The organism is Nitrincola tapanii, assembly GCF_008368715.1.
Lineage (GTDB): Bacteria > Pseudomonadota > Gammaproteobacteria > Pseudomonadales > Balneatricaceae > Nitrincola > Nitrincola tapanii.
Genome location: NZ_SMRS01000009.1, coordinates 71,364 through 86,982, shown reverse-complemented (window position 1 = coordinate 86,982; position 15,619 = coordinate 71,364). Strand labels below are relative to the sequence as shown.

Genomic DNA, 15,619 nt, shown 5'->3' with positions numbered 1-15,619 from the left:
ATAGATCCCTTTACCGGTGCGTTAATAAGTGACTACTTAGACTACTTAATAGATGATTAAATAGATTAGGAGATGCTGATCATGAAGCTATCTACTGGTAGTGAGGCAGACAGCGCGTGACTGATGAACAATAGCAACAATTTGCTTTCGAATATTCGGGACTGATAGCGCGAGATAAAATGAAGGGAAATAAAAAAGCCCGATGTTCCACGTGAAACATTGGGCTTTTTAAATAGAGAACTAAAACTCTATACGTCTAGGTTAGAGACGTTTAAGGCATTAGACTCGATGAAGTTACGACGTGGTTCAACATCATCGCCCATAAGAGTCGAGAAAAGTTGATCCGCTGCAATCGCATCATCAATCGTGACCTGAAGCATACGCCGCGCATTAGGATCCATCGTAGTTTCCCAAAGCTGTTCAGGGTTCATTTCACCCAAACCCTTGTAACGCTGAATGGTGTTGCCACGACGTGACAAATCCATCAACCAGCGGATACCATCACCCAGATTACGCAAAGCAAAGGTGCGTTCACCACGTTGCAAGTAAGCGCCATCTTCCAGCAGAGATTGCAGCTCAGCACCCAACTCACACATCGCTAAATAATCACGCGAACGGAAGAAATCGATATCAAATCGATAGTAGGTATCGATGCCGTGCTGTGTCAGTTTTACCTGTGGAAGATAGAGACTATGCTCCTGATCCAATACAACACCTGCCTGGAATATCTCGGTATTCGTAGTGGCATGTGCCTGTAAATAGTTATTCAGTGCTTCGGCCCAAACTTGAACTTTACCTTCTTCAGACAGCTCGGCAACAGATAAACAAGGTAAATAGAGTAACTGCGATAAGACTGCGCGTGGGTAGACACGCGAGATACGCTCGATCAAAGATTCAACATGTCGATAACGATGAATCAGCGTTTCTAACGCCTGGCCAGAAATTGCAGGCGCCTCAGCCGATGGGAACAGAGAGGTACCATCTAAAGCACCTTGGAGTAGATATTGTTCCAGCGCTGCTTCATCTTTGAGATATTGCTCCTGCTTACCTTTTTTCACCTTGTAGAGAGGGGGCTGAGCAATATAGATATGCCCACGCTCAACCAACTCATGCATCTGGCGGAAAAAGAAAGTGAGAAGTAGGGTACGAATATGAGATCCATCAACGTCCGCATCCGTCATGATAATGATGCTGTGATAACGCAATTTATCGACATTAAATTCGTCACGGCCAATGCCACAGCCTAAAGCCGTAATCAAAGTCCCCACTTCTGCCGACGTCAGCATCTTGTCAAAACGTGCTTTTTCAACGTTAAGAATTTTACCCTTCAGAGGCAGAATGGCTTGAGTGCGACGATCACGCCCCTGCTTAGCCGATCCACCGGCCGAATCACCCTCGACTAAATAGAGTTCGGACAAAGCAGGATCTTTCTCTTGGCAATCGGCCAATTTACCGGGTAGGCCCGCAACATCCAGCGCACCCTTACGGCGCGTCATCTCACGAGCTTTACGTGCTGCTTCACGCGCACGCGCCGCATCAATCATTTTTGACACGATGGATTTTGCGTCTTGTGGATTCTCTAGAAGGTATTCATTAAAGAATTGAGCCATCAATTGTTCAACGGCCGTCTTCACTTCAGAAGAGACCAACTTATCCTTCGTTTGCGAAGAGAATTTAGGATCAGGCACCTTAACCGAGATGATGGCATTTAAGCCTTCACGACAGTCATCACCGGTCGTGGCCACTTTACCGTTCTTATTCAGTTGCTCGGATTCAATATAGCTGTTCAGAGAGCGTGTCAGCGATGCACGGAAACCAGAAAGATGTGTGCCGCCGTCTCGCTGTGGGATGTTATTCGCGAAACAGTGAATACTTTCTTGGAAGCTGTCGTTCCATTGCATGGCCACCTCCACACCCACACCATTCTCGTGCATGGCGTTGAAATGGAAGATGCTGTTCACCGTCGATTTATTTTGATTCAAATAAGAAACAAAGGAAGCCAAGCCGCCTTCATATTCGAAAATCTCTTCGCGACCCATACGCTCATCTTTAAGACGAATACGCACACCCGAGTTTAAGAAGGACAACTCACGCAAACGCTTGGCGAGAATATCGAACTGGAAGTGGATATTGGTGAAGGTCTCTTCTGAGGCCTTAAAACGCACGATCGTGCCTGTCGTTTCTGTTTTACCGACAACTCTGAGCGGTGCTTCCGGTACACCATGATGATAGATCTGCTCGTGCACCAAACCATCACGACGAATCGTCAGCGTCAAATCGCTCGATAGCGCATTGACCACCGATACTCCTACACCATGCAATCCACCGGAAACTTTATAGGTATTGTCATCAAATTTACCGCCTGCATGGAGAACGGTCATGATCACTTCGGCAGCCGAGACGCCCTCCTCAGGATGGATGTCAGTCGGAATACCACGGCCATTATCGGCAACACTCACACTCTCATCGGGATGAATGATGACCGTGACTTCCGTACAGTAACCGGCCAAAGCTTCATCTATGCCGTTATCCACCAACTCGAAAACCATGTGGTGGAGGCCGCTACCATCATCCGTATCGCCGATATACATACCTGGGCGCTTACGCACAGCATCCAAGCCCTTGAGAACTTTTATGCTCGACGAATCATAGTTCTGGTGTTCACCACTCATGTTTCTCTCCTAAGCTGATCAAACAAGCTGACCGGCTGCAATTTCAAAGCACGACAAACGGGTATCTGTCGCCCAAAAACGTTTTAAGGTGTCAGACTCGACACAGGTAATAAAGCACTGATCGGCACTTTGCTCGAGGTAATGACAGAACAACTCAAGATGTTGTGCATCCAATTCAGCCGGCAGATCATCAATTAAGTAAATACAGGGGCGCGCGCTCAGACTGCGATACAGAACGCCCTGAGCCAGCTTCAAAGCACTGACCACCAGTTTCTTTTGCCCCCGCGATAAAAGATCGGCGGCGTTTTGACCCTGCCAACGTAAGCGAAAATCCGCCCTTTGCGGCCCCACTAAGGAGAAACCTTGCTGACGTTCACGCTCTGCATATTCAAACAAGGCTTCCTCTAATGAACGCTTGCGATCCCAACCCGCCGAAAAACGTAAGTCAAGACTCACTTCGGCCAGAAGATCCGCCAATATGCGATTAAAAACCGGCACAAATGCGCTCAAATAGGCTTGGCGATGCTCGCTAAGCGCTGAACCATATTCAATAAATTCATGGTTCCAAGCCTGCAACAGCAAAGGATCGATTTTACCATATTTCAGCAATGAGTTCCGTTGTTTCAATGCGCGTCGAAAGCCACGCCAAAGCTGAATAAATCCGGGGTTAAAATGAAAACACCCCCAATCAAGAAACTGACGACGGATCGCTGGGCTACCGTCCAACAACTCGAAAGTGCCTGAATGTAAAACCTGCAGAGGGAGCTGAAGCGCCAGTTGCGCTGAATCGAGGCTTTGGCCATCAAAGCGGGCACGCACTTGGCCATCCAAGTGCCGCTCAACACCTAAGGGCTGAGTTTGCCCCGAGCCAACATGAGCCAGACGTGCAAACACTAGGGCTGACTGACAGCCATGACTTAAAAAATGGCGGAACTGATGGCTACGAAAAGAGCGCGTGGTGCCTAAAAAATGGATCGCCTCAAGCAGACTGGTTTTACCACTGCCGTTCATGCCGGTAATTAGATTAATAGGCGACAGACTCTCCAACTCTAAGTGTTGAAGATTCCGGATAGAATGTATACGCAGAGAGACAAGAGACATAGCTAGAAAGGGGAGCCGAAGCTCCCCCTAGGCCGCATCACATACGCATCGGCATAACAACAAAAAGGGCATCTTCTTCATCAAAGCCCTGAACCAAAGCGCTGCTGTTTGCATCGGAGAGGGTAAAGCGCACGACATTAGAATCCAGAATCGACAGTACATCGAGCAGATAATTGACGTTAAACCCTATCTCTAAAGCGGCGCCATCATAATCGACTGCCACGGCTTCTTCCGCTTCTTCCTGTTCAGGGTTATTGGCCGTGACTTGCAACATGCCTTGCTGGATATGCAAACGCACACCGCGATACTTTTCATTCGACAGTATCGCGATACGGCTAAACACCTGACGCAACTCCAAACGATCACCCAACAAGATCTTATCGCCATTGCGTGGAATCACACGTTGGTAGTCGGGGAACTTGCCATCGACCAGTTTTGACGTAAAGGTAAAATCACCGACCACGGCTCGGATATGGCTGGCCCCGATCACCAACTGCACGGGTGTATCGCCACCCTGAAGCAGGCGCGCCAGTTCCAGAATCCCTTTACGGGGAACGATGATTTGATGATTGATATCACGATCCGTTTCCGCATCGGCCACACAGGTGGCTAAACGATGGCCATCCGTTGAAACAGTGCGTAACTTGCCTTCCTTAATCTCCATCAACATCCCGTTCAGGTAATAACGCACATCCTGTTGCGCCATGGAGAAACCGGTTTTTTCGATCAGATGACGCAGAGACGCTTGCGGCAAGCTGAGTGTTAACGCCTGAGGGCTGTCTTCTACATTAGGAAAATCTGCTGCCGGCAAGGTGGTCAGAGTGAAACGACTGCGCCCGGCACGGATCTGCGCCTTGCTGCCACTTAACTCAAACTCAACACGGGCGTCATCGGGTAAAGATTTACAGATATCCATCAACTTACGCGCTGGCACGGTGATGGAACCCGCTTCAACATCTTCCGTTAAAGGAATACGTGCGACCAGCTCAACTTCTAGATCCGTCCCCGTCAGCGCAAGTTGACCCTCCTGGGCCACCAACAATACGTTCGATAACACCGGCAGCGTCTGACGGCGCTCTACCACACCGGCCACCAATTGCAGTGGTCTGATCAGTGCTTCTCTTGAAATAACGAATCTCATGGCGGTTTTACCTTAAGTCAGCTGGATTCGAGACTACGCCGTCAGATGACGCAGCAAGTTCTTATAATCTTCTGCGATGTCGGCTTCGGTTTCCCGAAGCGATTTGATTTTACGACAGGCATGAAGAACGGTTGTATGATCACGTCCACCAAAGGCGGAACCGATCTCGGGCAAACTATGGTTGGTTAACTCTTTGGATAAACTCATGGCGACCTGACGTGGGCGCGCAACAGAACGGCTGCGACGCTTAGAAAGCAGATCGGCAATCTTAATTTTGTAATAATCCGCTACCACTCGCTGTATGTTATCGATACTGACCTGCTTATCTTGCAAAGCCAACAGATCCTTTAGCGACTCTTTGATAAAAGGGGTGGTAATGCTGTTACCGGTAAAATGAGCATTCGCGATCACGCGTTTTAACGCTCCTTCCAGCTCACGAACGTTAGAGCGAATCTTCTGTGCTAAGAAAAAAGCCGCATCATCGGGAAGACGTATGCGTGCTTCTTCCGCTTTTTTCATCAAAATCGCCACGCGTGTTTCCAACTCCGGCGGCTCAATTGGAACCGTTAAACCCCAGCCGAAGCGCGACTTCAGACGCTCTTCCACCCCAGTAATCTCTTTCGGATAACGATCACTGGTCAAGATCAACTGTTGCCCCCCTTCAAGCAGGGCATTAAAGGTATGGAAGAACTCTTCTTGCGAACGCTCTTTGCCAGCAAAAAACTGAATATCGTCGATCAGCAAAGCATCCACGGAGCGGTAGTAACGTTTAAAATCATTAATCGCGTTCAGCTGTAAAGCTTTCACCATATCTGCAACAAAACGTTCCGAGTGCAGATAAACGATCTTAGCGTTCGGATTACGACGCAACATTTCACAACCCACGGCATGCATCAAGTGGGTTTTACCCAAGCCCACGCCACCATAGATAAAGAGTGGGTTGTAACCGCCACCGGGATTATCCGCGACTTGTTGCGCTGCGGCTAACGCCAACTGGTTTGATTTACCCTGAACAAAGGCTTGGAAGGTGAAGGCTGGGTTGAGGTTAGATTGATGCTTAACACCACCCTCAACATCGACCTTACGCGGTTTGCGTCGACGCGTGTCTTCTACCGGTGCCATTTCCAGCTCAAGCTGTGGTTCCGCTTCAAGCAAAGCAAAACTGGAATTTGAGGGCTCACTCTGACGCAATTGTGTCCAATCTTCAGGTGACTGCTGCGGTGGAGGATTAAGCGCGGTGACTGACTCTTGTGCTGGGTAGACATCAGTCACCCTAGATTCTGTCAGCGGCTGACTCGGCACAGGAGGCGCAGCAGGCGTTTGAAAGCTAAGGGGCTCAACATCTGTTTCCTGGGCACGAACGGGAGGGGTGATCCGTGTCGCAACACGCGCAGCGAGTGCGGCAGAAGGCTGCTGCGAAATTTCAATCAACACCTCAGCGCTGACGTTCTGTGTGATATCCACAAAGATCTGGCGAATGTGCTGCAAATACTTATCACTGACCCAATCTTTCACAAAACGATTAGGCGCCAGTAATACCAGCTGATCCGATTGGCTCTCAGCGCAGCGCAGCGGACGTATCCAGGTATTGAATTGCTGGGCTGGAAACGCCTCTTGCAACTCTTGAAGACAGCGCTGCCATAACGCTTCGGACATCCTGGAACCCCAAAAAAAGAATGATAAGAATCAACTTGATAAAGAGGATTATTCTAACGGCATCTGTAAGAGTTATCCACAGTGCGCAGCGCTTGAACGCTTTTTTACCCAACACCATTACCCTGCAACTTGATATAGAAGCAGGAATCGGGCTTTATACATTCACTTCACTGATATTTTTCTAAAAATGATTTGCAACGACAAGGCCATATACCTATAATCTCGCGTCTGATTTTTTACATACATCGTGGATAAAACCCACACACCTACTCAACGTAAGCAGGACTGGGGCAATGAAAAGAACATTCCAACCTAGCGTTTTAAAGCGCGCCCGTACACATGGTTTCCGTGCACGCATGGCAACCAAAAATGGCCGTCAGGTTCTGAACCGTCGTCGTGCTAAAGGCCGCAAAAGTCTGACTGTTTAATCAGTCAGAGCGGATTCCGACTGAATGGCCGAATTCGGATACCCCCGCCAGTTACGTCTGTTAACTGGTGGGGACTTCAAAAGGGTATTCGACAGAGCCACTCTCAAGGTCTCTGACCCATCTCTGTTGATCCTCGCCCGCCAAAATACTCTTGGCCATCCTCGCATCGGCTTTGTAATTTCTAAAAAAAACATCCGCCGGGCTGTCAAACGTAACCGCGTTAGACGTATCATTCGCGAATCCTTTCGTCTGCATCAGCATGAGCTGCCCTCAGCCGATCTCGTGATACTCGCTCGTAAGGGCTTGGATCAGTTAGATAATGCAACGCTGAATCAACTCATTCTACGCAGCTGGTCAAGGCTACAACGTAAAGCTTCGAGCGCCCACAAAGACAACTAATGGTTTAATCGCGATGGATGTACAGCGAGTCATATTAATATCTGCTCTGGCCCTGATCACCTATCTGGTGTTCCTACAGTGGAATAAAGATTACGGCCAGCCTCCCGTTCCTGAATACCAGGAAGTCACCAGTGCTTATACGAGCCAGAACTTAAGTGAGCTGCCAACGGCCAGCGAGCGTTCAGTCAACCCCGATCTGCCCTCAATTGATCAAGCAGATACCCCTGCGTCAATGCAGGAAAATCAGGGTGTGCAGGCTCAGTTGATTCAGGTGACAACCGATGTTCTGGATCTTGTCATTGATACCCAAGGCGGCGATATCATTCGTACCGCGCTGTTGCAACACAAAGCACAACTTGGATCTGAGCAACCCTTTGTTTTACTTGAGCAAAATCCTGCACGCACCTATGTTGCGCAGAGCGGCTTGGTCGGTCGTGATGGTCCAGATGCTCAAGCTGAAGGGCGCCCTGTTTACCGTGTCAGCCAATCACAGTTTGTGATGGGGGATGAGGAAACGCTGGTCGTCGATCTGAGTTACACCAATGAAGCCGGCGTCGAAATTACAAAACGCTACAGTTTTGTGCGTGGCTCTTACCAAGTGGGTCTGGAATATCTGATCAACAACCAGAGCGATGCGCCTTTCCGCAGCACGCTGTTTGGTCAGTTAAAACGTGATCGCAGTGCGGATCCAACCAGTTCCACAGCGCTCGGTATGGCTTCTTATCTGGGAGCACTCTTCTCTACAGAAGACAACAAGTACCAGAAGGTCACCTTCAAAGACATGGATAAGGAAAACTTTAATCGCAGCAGTCAAGACGGCTGGGTGGCGATGAGTCAGCACTACTTCCTGTCTGCCTGGATTCCTGAAGCCGGCTTGACCCATACCTATCAAACACGTCGGATCAACGATCAGTATATTGCCGGTTTCTTGTCACCCAGCGTGGAAGTTGCCGCAGGTGAGCAAACAGAGATGCGTGCCACGCTGTTTGTGGGTCCGAAAGATCAGCGTCAATTGGAAGCGACGGCGCCTAATTTGAAGCTGGCGGTGGATTATGGCTGGCTCTGGTGGATCGCTTATCCTTTGTATTGGTTGCTGACCTTTATCCAGAGCTTTGTGGGTAACTGGGGTCTGGCGATCATCGGTATCACCATCGTGGTGAAAGCGGCACTCTTCCATCTGAATGCTAAAGCTTTCCGCTCCATGGCTAAAATGCGCAAATTCGGCCCTGAAATGATGCGCATGAAAGAGTTGTATGGTGATGACCGCCAGAAGATGTCTCAAGAGATGATGAAGCTCTATAAGAAAGAGCAGATTAACCCTCTTGGTGGCTGTTTACCGATTCTGGCACAGATGCCCGTCTTCATTGCTCTTTACTGGGTTTTGATGGAATCGGTTGAACTGCGTCATGCGCCTTTCTTTGGTTATATCCAGGATCTATCGGTGATGGACCCTTATTTCATCCTGCCGATCTTGATGGGTGTGACCATGTTCTTACAACAGAAACTTAACCCCACACCGCCCGATCCAATGCAGGCGAAGATTATGAAAATGTTGCCGATCATTTTCACCTTCTTCTTCCTCTGGTTCCCTGCAGGTCTGGTTCTGTACTGGTTGGTGAACAACATTCTATCTATCGCACAGCAGTGGTATATCACGCGTCAGATTGAAGCAGACGATAAGAAAAAGGCTTAGGAGCTGGGCTCCTGATTCAATCAAGGCTCCCGCGGGAGCCTTTTTTCATGCTAGTGTGTGCTCGCTTAGGTTTTTAGAGGATAGTCTTATGCCCGTGACTCAACAGGATACCATTGCCGCACAAGCCACAGCGCCAGGACGAGGGGGTGTTGGCATCTTACGGGTTTCTGGACCAGACAGCCTACGCATTGCCGAGGCGGTGTTACAGCTACAACCCAAAGCACGTTATGCACATTTTGGTAACTTTTATGCCAGCGATGGTCAGATCATGGATCAGGGCATCGCTCTCTTTTTTCCAGGCCCTCACTCTTTTACCGGCGAAGATGTCTTAGAGCTTCAGGCGCATGGCGGACCGGTGGTCATGGATCTACTTCTGCAGCGTGTGGTCAACCTAGGTGCACGTCCAGCACGTCCAGGAGAGTTTTCTGAACGTGCTTTTTTAAATGACAAGTTAGATTTGGCGCAAGCCGAAGCCATCGCCGACTTGATCAATAGCACTTCAGAACAAGCTGCTCGCTGTGCACTGCGCTCTCTGCAAGGTGAGTTTTCACGTCGGATTGAAGCCTTAGTCGAAGCTCTGATTCAATTACGCATCTATGTCGAAGCCGCCATCGACTTTCCTGAGGAAGAGATCGATTTTCTTGCCGAAGGTAAGGTAGAAAGCCAGCTTCTAGAAATTATCCACCGCCTGGAAAGTGTTCAAGCCGAAGCGCGGCAAGGCAGTTTGATCCGTGAGGGCATGAATGTTGTGATTGCCGGAAAACCTAATGCCGGTAAATCCAGCCTGTTAAATGCCTTGGCCGGGCGTGAGACCGCAATCGTCACCGATATAGCAGGCACCACGCGTGACGTCTTGCGCGAACATATCCACATTGATGGTATGCCTCTGCACATCATTGATACCGCAGGGTTACACGAGACCCCAGATGCCGTTGAACGCATCGGTATTGATCGAGCCTGGCAAGAGATCCATCATGCTGATCGCATTTTGATGGTCGTAGACAGCAGCCAGAGCCCTGCGGCTTCACCCGAGACGATCTGGCCTGAATTTACCGCTCAACTTAAATCCACAGACCACGTTACCGTGATTCGTAACAAAATCGACCTACAGGCCGAAACCCCTAAATTGATTAATCAAGGTGATTTCTCTCTCATCTCCTTATCGGCTAAAAAAGGCGAGGGGATCGATCTTCTACGTGAGCATTTAAAAGCCTGTATGGGTTATCAAGCCACTACCGAGGGTGGATTTATGGCCCGGCGACGTCATCTGGATGCATTGAATCGTGCACACTTGGCGTTAGGCCAGGGGTTAAATCAGCTGCGTGATTTTAATGCCGGGGAGTTGCTGGCTGAAGATCTGAAAAAAGCCCAGGAAAATCTCGGTGAGATCACCGGTGCATTCAGTTCAGATGATCTTCTTGGCCGCATCTTCTCAAGTTTTTGTATCGGAAAATAAGCTCAATCAAATTGCAGCCAGAACACCTCAGAAGCCTGCACTTGGCCATTGATCAAAAGATCGACTCGGTGCTCGCCTGGATAAAGCTTACGGGTTGAGAAATGAACCATTTTTTGTTTTTTCATCCAACAATAGGTGACACCGGGTTCTAAACTGGCAGCTTTCCATTTAAACACCTTGCGCCGAGGTTGAGTGCCCGCACCGACATACTGCAGTGCGTAATCCACCACAACATTTTGTGCCTCTTCAGCACTCGAAACTAAGGTTAAATTAAGCGGTAAGGAATCTCCCAATGTCAGTTGAGTGGCCGCCAAGGAGAACTCCAGAGTCGCTAGTTTCAGATCAGGCTCTACCCCCAAACAGGCCAAAGCTTCCTGATGACCGGCTTTAATCAAACTGCGTAGCGCATGCCGACAGATCCACAAGGTCGGAGGTTGTTCCAGTGGCCAGCTTTTTAGCTCGGCAACCAACCAGTTGGGATGGTCTTTACCCAGATCATTCAGATGATTCGCCACGGAGCGGCGCACATAAAGACTGGCATCCACTTGTAATGCTCTGAGCAGAGGCAAGGTCAGCTGTGGATTCTGGCGTGCCGCCCACCAATGCGGAGCCCAGGGCAGACGCGGTCGTGTGGCTTCGCTGCACAGACGCCGAACCTGTGCATCAGGGTCTTGGCACCACACCAAGAGGTGACTTTGGATCAACTCAGGTTTTTTCTGCAAAAATGGCCGTAAGGCAAACTCCGACGAGCCATAACGAGTGAAGGATTTTAGTGCCTGCAAAGAGGCTTCCTGATGCTGATCTGCCTGACCATATAAGGCGACGAATTCAGATATACAAAGGCCGACAAAGGCCTGATCAATCTGTGGAGCCCAGGCCTCTAAAATCTCTAGCTGTTCTAAATAATCCACAGGCAAGGCCTGATGCAGAGCCTGAGCCATTTGCCGCATACGCTGTAAAAGACTTAAACTATCCAAGTCACGCTGAGCCAAATGTAGAAAAGATTCCAGCTGGAATCTAGGTGATACCTGCTGTAGCTGCTGACCTAACGCAAGAAAGCGTTCGGGGTTAAACCAGTCTTTCAGTGCCGGCTGCGCCATCTCAGCTCCTTAACCTCGCTTAGACACTCAATGTACATAACGATCGACATAACTACAGCGAGAATGTATCCCAAAACCTTGCGTTTGGGCCCACTGTAAGCCCGCTTGCACCAGCTGTTCAGCTAAACCACGACCACGCAAAGCCGGGGGCACATAGGTATGGGTGAAGTACACCTGATCTGCTTGAATTTGATACTCAAGACGACACTCGGCACCGGCTTCTTGCAAAATAAAACAGTTATTTTCCGGTTGATGTTGAATCATTTTTTCTCCAGAGACTTAAGAGTTAGGCTAAGATAAGCGCCTTAATGATCGCCAAGAGAAGCAGCATGGCCCAAAAAGCACGCGTCATCCGAGTTCAACTGCAACTGGCCGATATGGATCGCCAGCATTATCAAGATTATTCACTGACCTTAGCACAACATCCTTCCGAAACGGATGAGCGCTTGATGGTACGCTTAATGGCATTTGCCTTGAATGCCAGTGAAACACTTGAGTTTGCACGTGATCTCAGCGATGAAGATGGAGCCGAGCTCTGGTCACGTAATCTGCAGGGTGAGGTCGAACTCTGGATTTGTTTTGGTCAACCCGATGAAAAGTGGTTGCGTAAGGCCTGTCAGAAATCAAAACAGGTCAAACTCTACGCCTATGGCGCTCGCAGTCTGCCCATTTGGTGGCAGCAGATCGCCTCCTCCCTGCAACGCTTTGACAATCTGGAAGTCTGGGAATTACCTGAAGAGAGTGTCAGCGCACTCGGACAGCTACTCAGCCGGGGTTTACAACTGCAAGTCAATATTCATGAAGGCCAGATCTGGGTATCGACACAAGCAAGCTCCGTCTGTGTAGAGCCAATCGCTTTGATGCGATCTAAAGGCCAGAGATAAGCTATAAGCCCTTCAACGTAAGGGGGCAGGCGTTTGGTAACTGAGGATTTCCACCGGCATACCGCGCATGATCAACCCCGGCTTAATCACACTCAGATTCTGGCCAAAAATGGCTCCACCCTCTTGCAAGCGGTGATGCTGGCTCAGATATTTGAGCGGTTGCTGCTGGGGATGAAACTGTGTCTGACCGGGCTGCAAAGTAATCAACTTACAGCGTTCACAGGGTGAGTGAACACGCAAATAACAATCCCCGATTTTCAGATCCAACCAGCTCTCTTCGACAAAGGCTTCCAACCCTTTCACCACCAGATTAGGTCGGAATTGCAGCATCTGCACCGATTCCTCTAGTCCCGCATTTAAAGCCTCCAAAGAAGCAGTATGCGTTAATAATAGAGGATAACCATCTGCAAAACTGACCTCAGCTCCAGGTTGAGCCTTCACCGGTCGACGCGTGTCCGCACCAAAAAAGACCAGTTGGCATTCCACGCCCAGAAACTCCGTCATCCATTCGGCAGCTTGAGGTCCACAGGATTGCGCACGGACATCCTGCCCCCAGATCACAACTTCACGGTACTCCTGAGGAAAGTCCGCGATAGAGAGCGATAGACTGCTCAACCCGGATGCCGCCAGTACCAATCCTCCCTGCACAGGCGTGGCGTCCAGTAGCGTTAAACGTGGATACTGACGCGCCGTCATAAAATGCCCACTCGGATCAATCACCAAGTAACGGCGATCATCGTTCAGCCCCTTATCATCCACCCAGGCACGACTCAGAGACAGCGGTGCAGAAGATTTGACCGGATAGATCCAAAGTTCATCAACCCTCAGTTCAGACATGCGCATCACTCCTTAAGCTTTAGTTTTTCACCGCTAAACTGGCGCGTTGTGCTCGTGACGATTCATCCAAGCGCTGGGCCGTCGCGTCCGTCAACTTTAACAGAAGAATCAAGAGTGTCCCCAAGCACATCACGCTACCCGCTATGATTAAGCCAAGATTATAATCGCCGCTACGTGCCGCCAAGATACCGGTTAGGGCTGGAGCAAAAACCTGTGCCACTCCGTATGAGAGGGTCATACGTCCCATCAGCTTAGCCGGACGAGAAGGGTAAAGCCGTCCCGCCATGGTTAAAACAAGACCGACACAACCAATTGAGGTGACGCCAAAAATAAAAGCACTGAGGAAAACCATCTCCGCACGTGTGTCCCAAACGGGCAGCAGAATACTCACGATTTTTAACAGCATCGCTAAAATTAAAGCATTAAGATACCCAGTTCGACGCGCCACCAGATCCCAGATAATCACCGAAGGTGCAGCCCCCAAACCCAGCACTGCAAACACCCAAGTACCTTGGCCTTGAAGTTCAGGGACACGTTCCACAATCGCCACGATGAAGGTCGCACTGACGACATAACCATATCCGGCACAGAAATAAGCCGCTTGCATCGCCCACATAAAGCGTGCAGTCGGTGGCTGATCGGCCATCGTCTGACTAGACTGACCGGATGGAAAAGGATCCGGGCGGGGCAACCAACGCCACGCCGGTAACAATAACACTCCGCCGATCAGCGCTAAGCCAAACCACTGAGCATCCCAACTTTGCTGACTGCGGAGCATCCACTCAACTGCCAGGGCGGCAAAAATAATTCCAATCCCCACCCCAGCAAAATGGATGCCCAATTCACTACGCTGATTATGACGTATCAGCCAGTTTAAGATGAGTCCGGATGCGATCAGCATCGAAGCCGAGCTGCTGAGGCCGGCTAAAAAACGCATGCTGGACCAAAGCAGAAAATTATCTGCCAAGGCCATGCCCAGAGTAGAGAAAATGGCTAGGATCAAACCTACCCGATACAAACGATCTTTGAGATGTAGGTCACTAATGGACGCGGCCAAAAGTGCGCCACACATATAACCACTGTAATTAATGGCGGCTAGCCAACCCCCTTCGGCATCGCCCAACCAAGTCTCAGCCTGCATCACTGGCAACAGCGGGGTATACGCAAAACGTGCAATCCCGATACAGAGTATCTGACTGAAGACTCCGGCTAAAAGTACCTGAAAGCGCTGAAGACGATACATCCTTGAACTCCTATTGTTATTTTAAGTAGCGGTTTTTTCAGGTGCTTCAGCCTAATCAAGCCTAGGGATCTACAACAATCAATTTTGCTGATGAGCTGCGCTGATTTCCTTGATACTTTCTAGCGCATGCATTTGCTCTAAGAAGCGAATCAAACTACCAACGGAAACCATTTGCAGGCGATTGGATTTTCGTTCACGCCAAGTATGGTCCTTAACCGTGGCATTATCAGGCCCCAAACCTAAATGGCTACCAAGATTCTCCCATACACTAATAGCTACCTCTTCCGGTTCAAACACCTTGGCCAGTCCAGAAAGATTAAAGTAAGTTTTGCTTTCGGTTCGAGTTTGTGGACGGTAACCTGCCTGATGCGCCAAGGCCATCACCAAGGTATCCAAAACGTATTCGTTTGAGTTTTGGAAATCGATCGAGTAGGGCGATGAGACTTGGCTGTAACCCTGGGGATGGTGCAAGGCCAAAGCAAGATCTTGATGGAGAATCAAATCCGCTAGGACGCTCTGCAACGCTGGGCTTGGTACAGCCATCACCAGATCCAGTCGATACAGCTGATCATTTAAAAAATCCTGCAAAGATTCGGTCACAATCTCTGAATATTGAGCGCAACGATGAACTAAATGCACGAGCGTCCAGGCACCCTGAGGATGATCACGATACGCCAATCCAGCATGGGTATAATTCCAGGGACCGACTTTGCGCACAAAGCGCTCTTGCGGCGCAGCACTGCCTAAACGCCCTAGGAGCACCACCTCCGCATCCATCTGCTCCAACTCCGTCAACAGCGTCTGACTAAACTGGCGAATCTCTTCCGTGATCTCAGGCAATACCCGCGCTGGACACGGCGTGTCCGCTTGCACCCAACTGGCCAATCCCCAGGCTCCTAAAACACAAAGTACTTTAAGTTTTGTTAACAATGAATTCACCCTAACCCAGGCTCAGATGCAAGCAAAAAACACCCTGCTGATTTCTGATAGACTAAAAAGGAATGTGTGT

14 protein-coding genes are annotated in these 15,619 nt (G+C 49.5%); 5 read left to right on the top strand and 9 right to left on the bottom strand.

Annotation, left to right across the window (positions count from 1 at the left end):
- Nucleotides 1-248: 248 nt before the first annotated feature.
- From gyrB to dnaA, 4 genes are read right to left on the bottom strand one after another with little or no spacing between them, the layout of a single operon-like run.
- Nucleotides 249-2,672 carry a DNA topoisomerase (ATP-hydrolyzing) subunit B gene (gyrB, locus tag E1H14_RS12030; RefSeq protein WP_149391729.1) on the bottom strand — a complete coding sequence of 808 codons (2,424 nt, stop codon included), beginning with the start codon at nucleotides 2,670-2,672 and terminating at the stop codon, nucleotides 249-251.
- 18 nt (nucleotides 2,673-2,690) lie between these two features.
- The gene (gene recF, locus E1H14_RS12025) at nucleotides 2,691-3,773 is read right to left on the bottom strand and encodes a DNA replication/repair protein RecF (protein WP_149391728.1); all 1,083 of its coding nucleotides are present in this window, start codon (nucleotides 3,771-3,773) and stop codon (nucleotides 2,691-2,693) included.
- Nucleotides 3,774-3,810: 37 nt separating this feature from the next.
- Nucleotides 3,811-4,914 carry a DNA polymerase III subunit beta gene (gene dnaN / locus E1H14_RS12020; protein ID WP_149391727.1) on the bottom strand — a complete coding sequence of 368 codons (1,104 nt, stop codon included), beginning with the start codon at nucleotides 4,912-4,914 and terminating at the stop codon, nucleotides 3,811-3,813.
- A 33-nt stretch (nucleotides 4,915-4,947) separates the two neighbouring features.
- Entirely contained in the window at nucleotides 4,948-6,570 is a 1,623-nt protein-coding gene (dnaA, locus tag E1H14_RS12015; RefSeq protein ID WP_149391726.1) for a chromosomal replication initiator protein DnaA, read from the bottom strand.
- A 293-nt stretch (nucleotides 6,571-6,863) separates the two neighbouring features.
- On the opposite strand from dnaA, the gene rpmH reads away from it, so the two are divergent.
- The 4 genes from rpmH to mnmE all read left to right on the top strand — a co-directional run bounded on the left by rpmH (nucleotide 6,864) and on the right by mnmE (nucleotide 10,546).
- Nucleotides 6,864-6,998 (top strand): 50S ribosomal protein L34, encoded by a 135-nt coding sequence (gene rpmH, locus E1H14_RS12010; protein ID WP_036512751.1) that lies wholly within the window; start codon nucleotides 6,864-6,866, stop codon nucleotides 6,996-6,998.
- Between the two features lie 24 nt (nucleotides 6,999-7,022).
- Nucleotides 7,023-7,397 carry a ribonuclease P protein component gene (gene rnpA / locus E1H14_RS12005; RefSeq protein WP_149391725.1) on the top strand — a complete coding sequence of 125 codons (375 nt, stop codon included), beginning with the start codon at nucleotides 7,023-7,025 and terminating at the stop codon, nucleotides 7,395-7,397.
- A gap of 13 nt (nucleotides 7,398-7,410) precedes the next feature.
- Nucleotides 7,411-9,090 (top strand): membrane protein insertase YidC, encoded by a 1,680-nt coding sequence (gene yidC / locus E1H14_RS12000; protein WP_149391724.1) that lies wholly within the window; start codon nucleotides 7,411-7,413, stop codon nucleotides 9,088-9,090.
- A gap of 88 nt (nucleotides 9,091-9,178) precedes the next feature.
- The gene (mnmE, locus tag E1H14_RS11995; RefSeq protein WP_149391723.1) at nucleotides 9,179-10,546 is read left to right on the top strand and encodes a tRNA uridine-5-carboxymethylaminomethyl(34) synthesis GTPase MnmE; all 1,368 of its coding nucleotides are present in this window, start codon (nucleotides 9,179-9,181) and stop codon (nucleotides 10,544-10,546) included.
- Nucleotides 10,547-10,548: 2 nt separating this feature from the next.
- Here mnmE and E1H14_RS11990 read toward each other — a convergent pair whose 3' ends face one another.
- Nucleotides 10,549-11,646 carry a DNA alkylation repair protein gene (locus E1H14_RS11990; protein WP_149391722.1) on the bottom strand — a complete coding sequence of 366 codons (1,098 nt, stop codon included), beginning with the start codon at nucleotides 11,644-11,646 and terminating at the stop codon, nucleotides 10,549-10,551.
- 27 nt (nucleotides 11,647-11,673) lie between these two features.
- The gene (locus E1H14_RS11985) at nucleotides 11,674-11,910 is read right to left on the bottom strand and encodes a GNAT family N-acetyltransferase (protein WP_149391721.1); all 237 of its coding nucleotides are present in this window, start codon (nucleotides 11,908-11,910) and stop codon (nucleotides 11,674-11,676) included.
- Between the two features lie 65 nt (nucleotides 11,911-11,975).
- Between E1H14_RS11985 and E1H14_RS11980 the strand changes: the two genes are divergently transcribed.
- Nucleotides 11,976-12,530 (top strand): YaeQ family protein, encoded by a 555-nt coding sequence (locus E1H14_RS11980; protein ID WP_149391720.1) that lies wholly within the window; start codon nucleotides 11,976-11,978, stop codon nucleotides 12,528-12,530.
- Nucleotides 12,531-12,542: 12 nt separating this feature from the next.
- Here the strand turns inward: E1H14_RS11980 and E1H14_RS11975 are convergent, their stop codons facing one another.
- The 3 genes from E1H14_RS11975 to E1H14_RS11965 all read right to left on the bottom strand — a co-directional run bounded on the left by E1H14_RS11975 (nucleotide 12,543) and on the right by E1H14_RS11965 (nucleotide 15,495).
- Nucleotides 12,543-13,367, bottom strand: a complete 825-nt coding sequence (locus E1H14_RS11975) for an MOSC domain-containing protein (protein WP_160142063.1) — start codon at nucleotides 13,365-13,367, stop codon at nucleotides 12,543-12,545.
- Between the two features lie 19 nt (nucleotides 13,368-13,386).
- Nucleotides 13,387-14,610, bottom strand: a complete 1,224-nt coding sequence (locus E1H14_RS11970) for a YbfB/YjiJ family MFS transporter (RefSeq protein WP_149391718.1) — start codon at nucleotides 14,608-14,610, stop codon at nucleotides 13,387-13,389.
- 78 nt (nucleotides 14,611-14,688) lie between these two features.
- Entirely contained in the window at nucleotides 14,689-15,495 is an 807-nt protein-coding gene (locus E1H14_RS11965; RefSeq protein ID WP_149391717.1) for a DUF2145 domain-containing protein, read from the bottom strand.
- Nucleotides 15,496-15,619 lie beyond the last annotated feature (124 nt).

Coding starts and splice junctions, on each gene's coding strand:
- rpmH (WP_036512751.1), top strand. CDS start 6,864: ATGAAAAGAACATTCCAACCTAGCGTTTTAAAGCGCGCCCGTACACAT.
- E1H14_RS11975 (WP_160142063.1), bottom strand. CDS start 13,367: ATGTCTGAACTGAGGGTTGATGAACTTTGGATCTATCCGGTCAAATCT.
- dnaN (WP_149391727.1), bottom strand. CDS start 4,914: ATGAGATTCGTTATTTCAAGAGAAGCACTGATCAGACCACTGCAATTG.
- E1H14_RS11990 (WP_149391722.1), bottom strand. CDS start 11,646: ATGGCGCAGCCGGCACTGAAAGACTGGTTTAACCCCGAACGCTTTCTT.
- dnaA (WP_149391726.1), bottom strand. CDS start 6,570: ATGTCCGAAGCGTTATGGCAGCGCTGTCTTCAAGAGTTGCAAGAGGCG.
- gyrB (WP_149391729.1), bottom strand. CDS start 2,672: ATGAGTGGTGAACACCAGAACTATGATTCGTCGAGCATAAAAGTTCTC.
- mnmE (WP_149391723.1), top strand. CDS start 9,179: ATGCCCGTGACTCAACAGGATACCATTGCCGCACAAGCCACAGCGCCA.
- rnpA (WP_149391725.1), top strand. CDS start 7,023: ATGGCCGAATTCGGATACCCCCGCCAGTTACGTCTGTTAACTGGTGGG.
- E1H14_RS11980 (WP_149391720.1), top strand. CDS start 11,976: ATGGCCCAAAAAGCACGCGTCATCCGAGTTCAACTGCAACTGGCCGAT.
- yidC (WP_149391724.1), top strand. CDS start 7,411: ATGGATGTACAGCGAGTCATATTAATATCTGCTCTGGCCCTGATCACC.
- recF (WP_149391728.1), bottom strand. CDS start 3,773: ATGTCTCTTGTCTCTCTGCGTATACATTCTATCCGGAATCTTCAACAC.
- E1H14_RS11985 (WP_149391721.1), bottom strand. CDS start 11,910: ATGATTCAACATCAACCGGAAAATAACTGTTTTATTTTGCAAGAAGCC.
- E1H14_RS11970 (WP_149391718.1), bottom strand. CDS start 14,610: ATGTATCGTCTTCAGCGCTTTCAGGTACTTTTAGCCGGAGTCTTCAGT.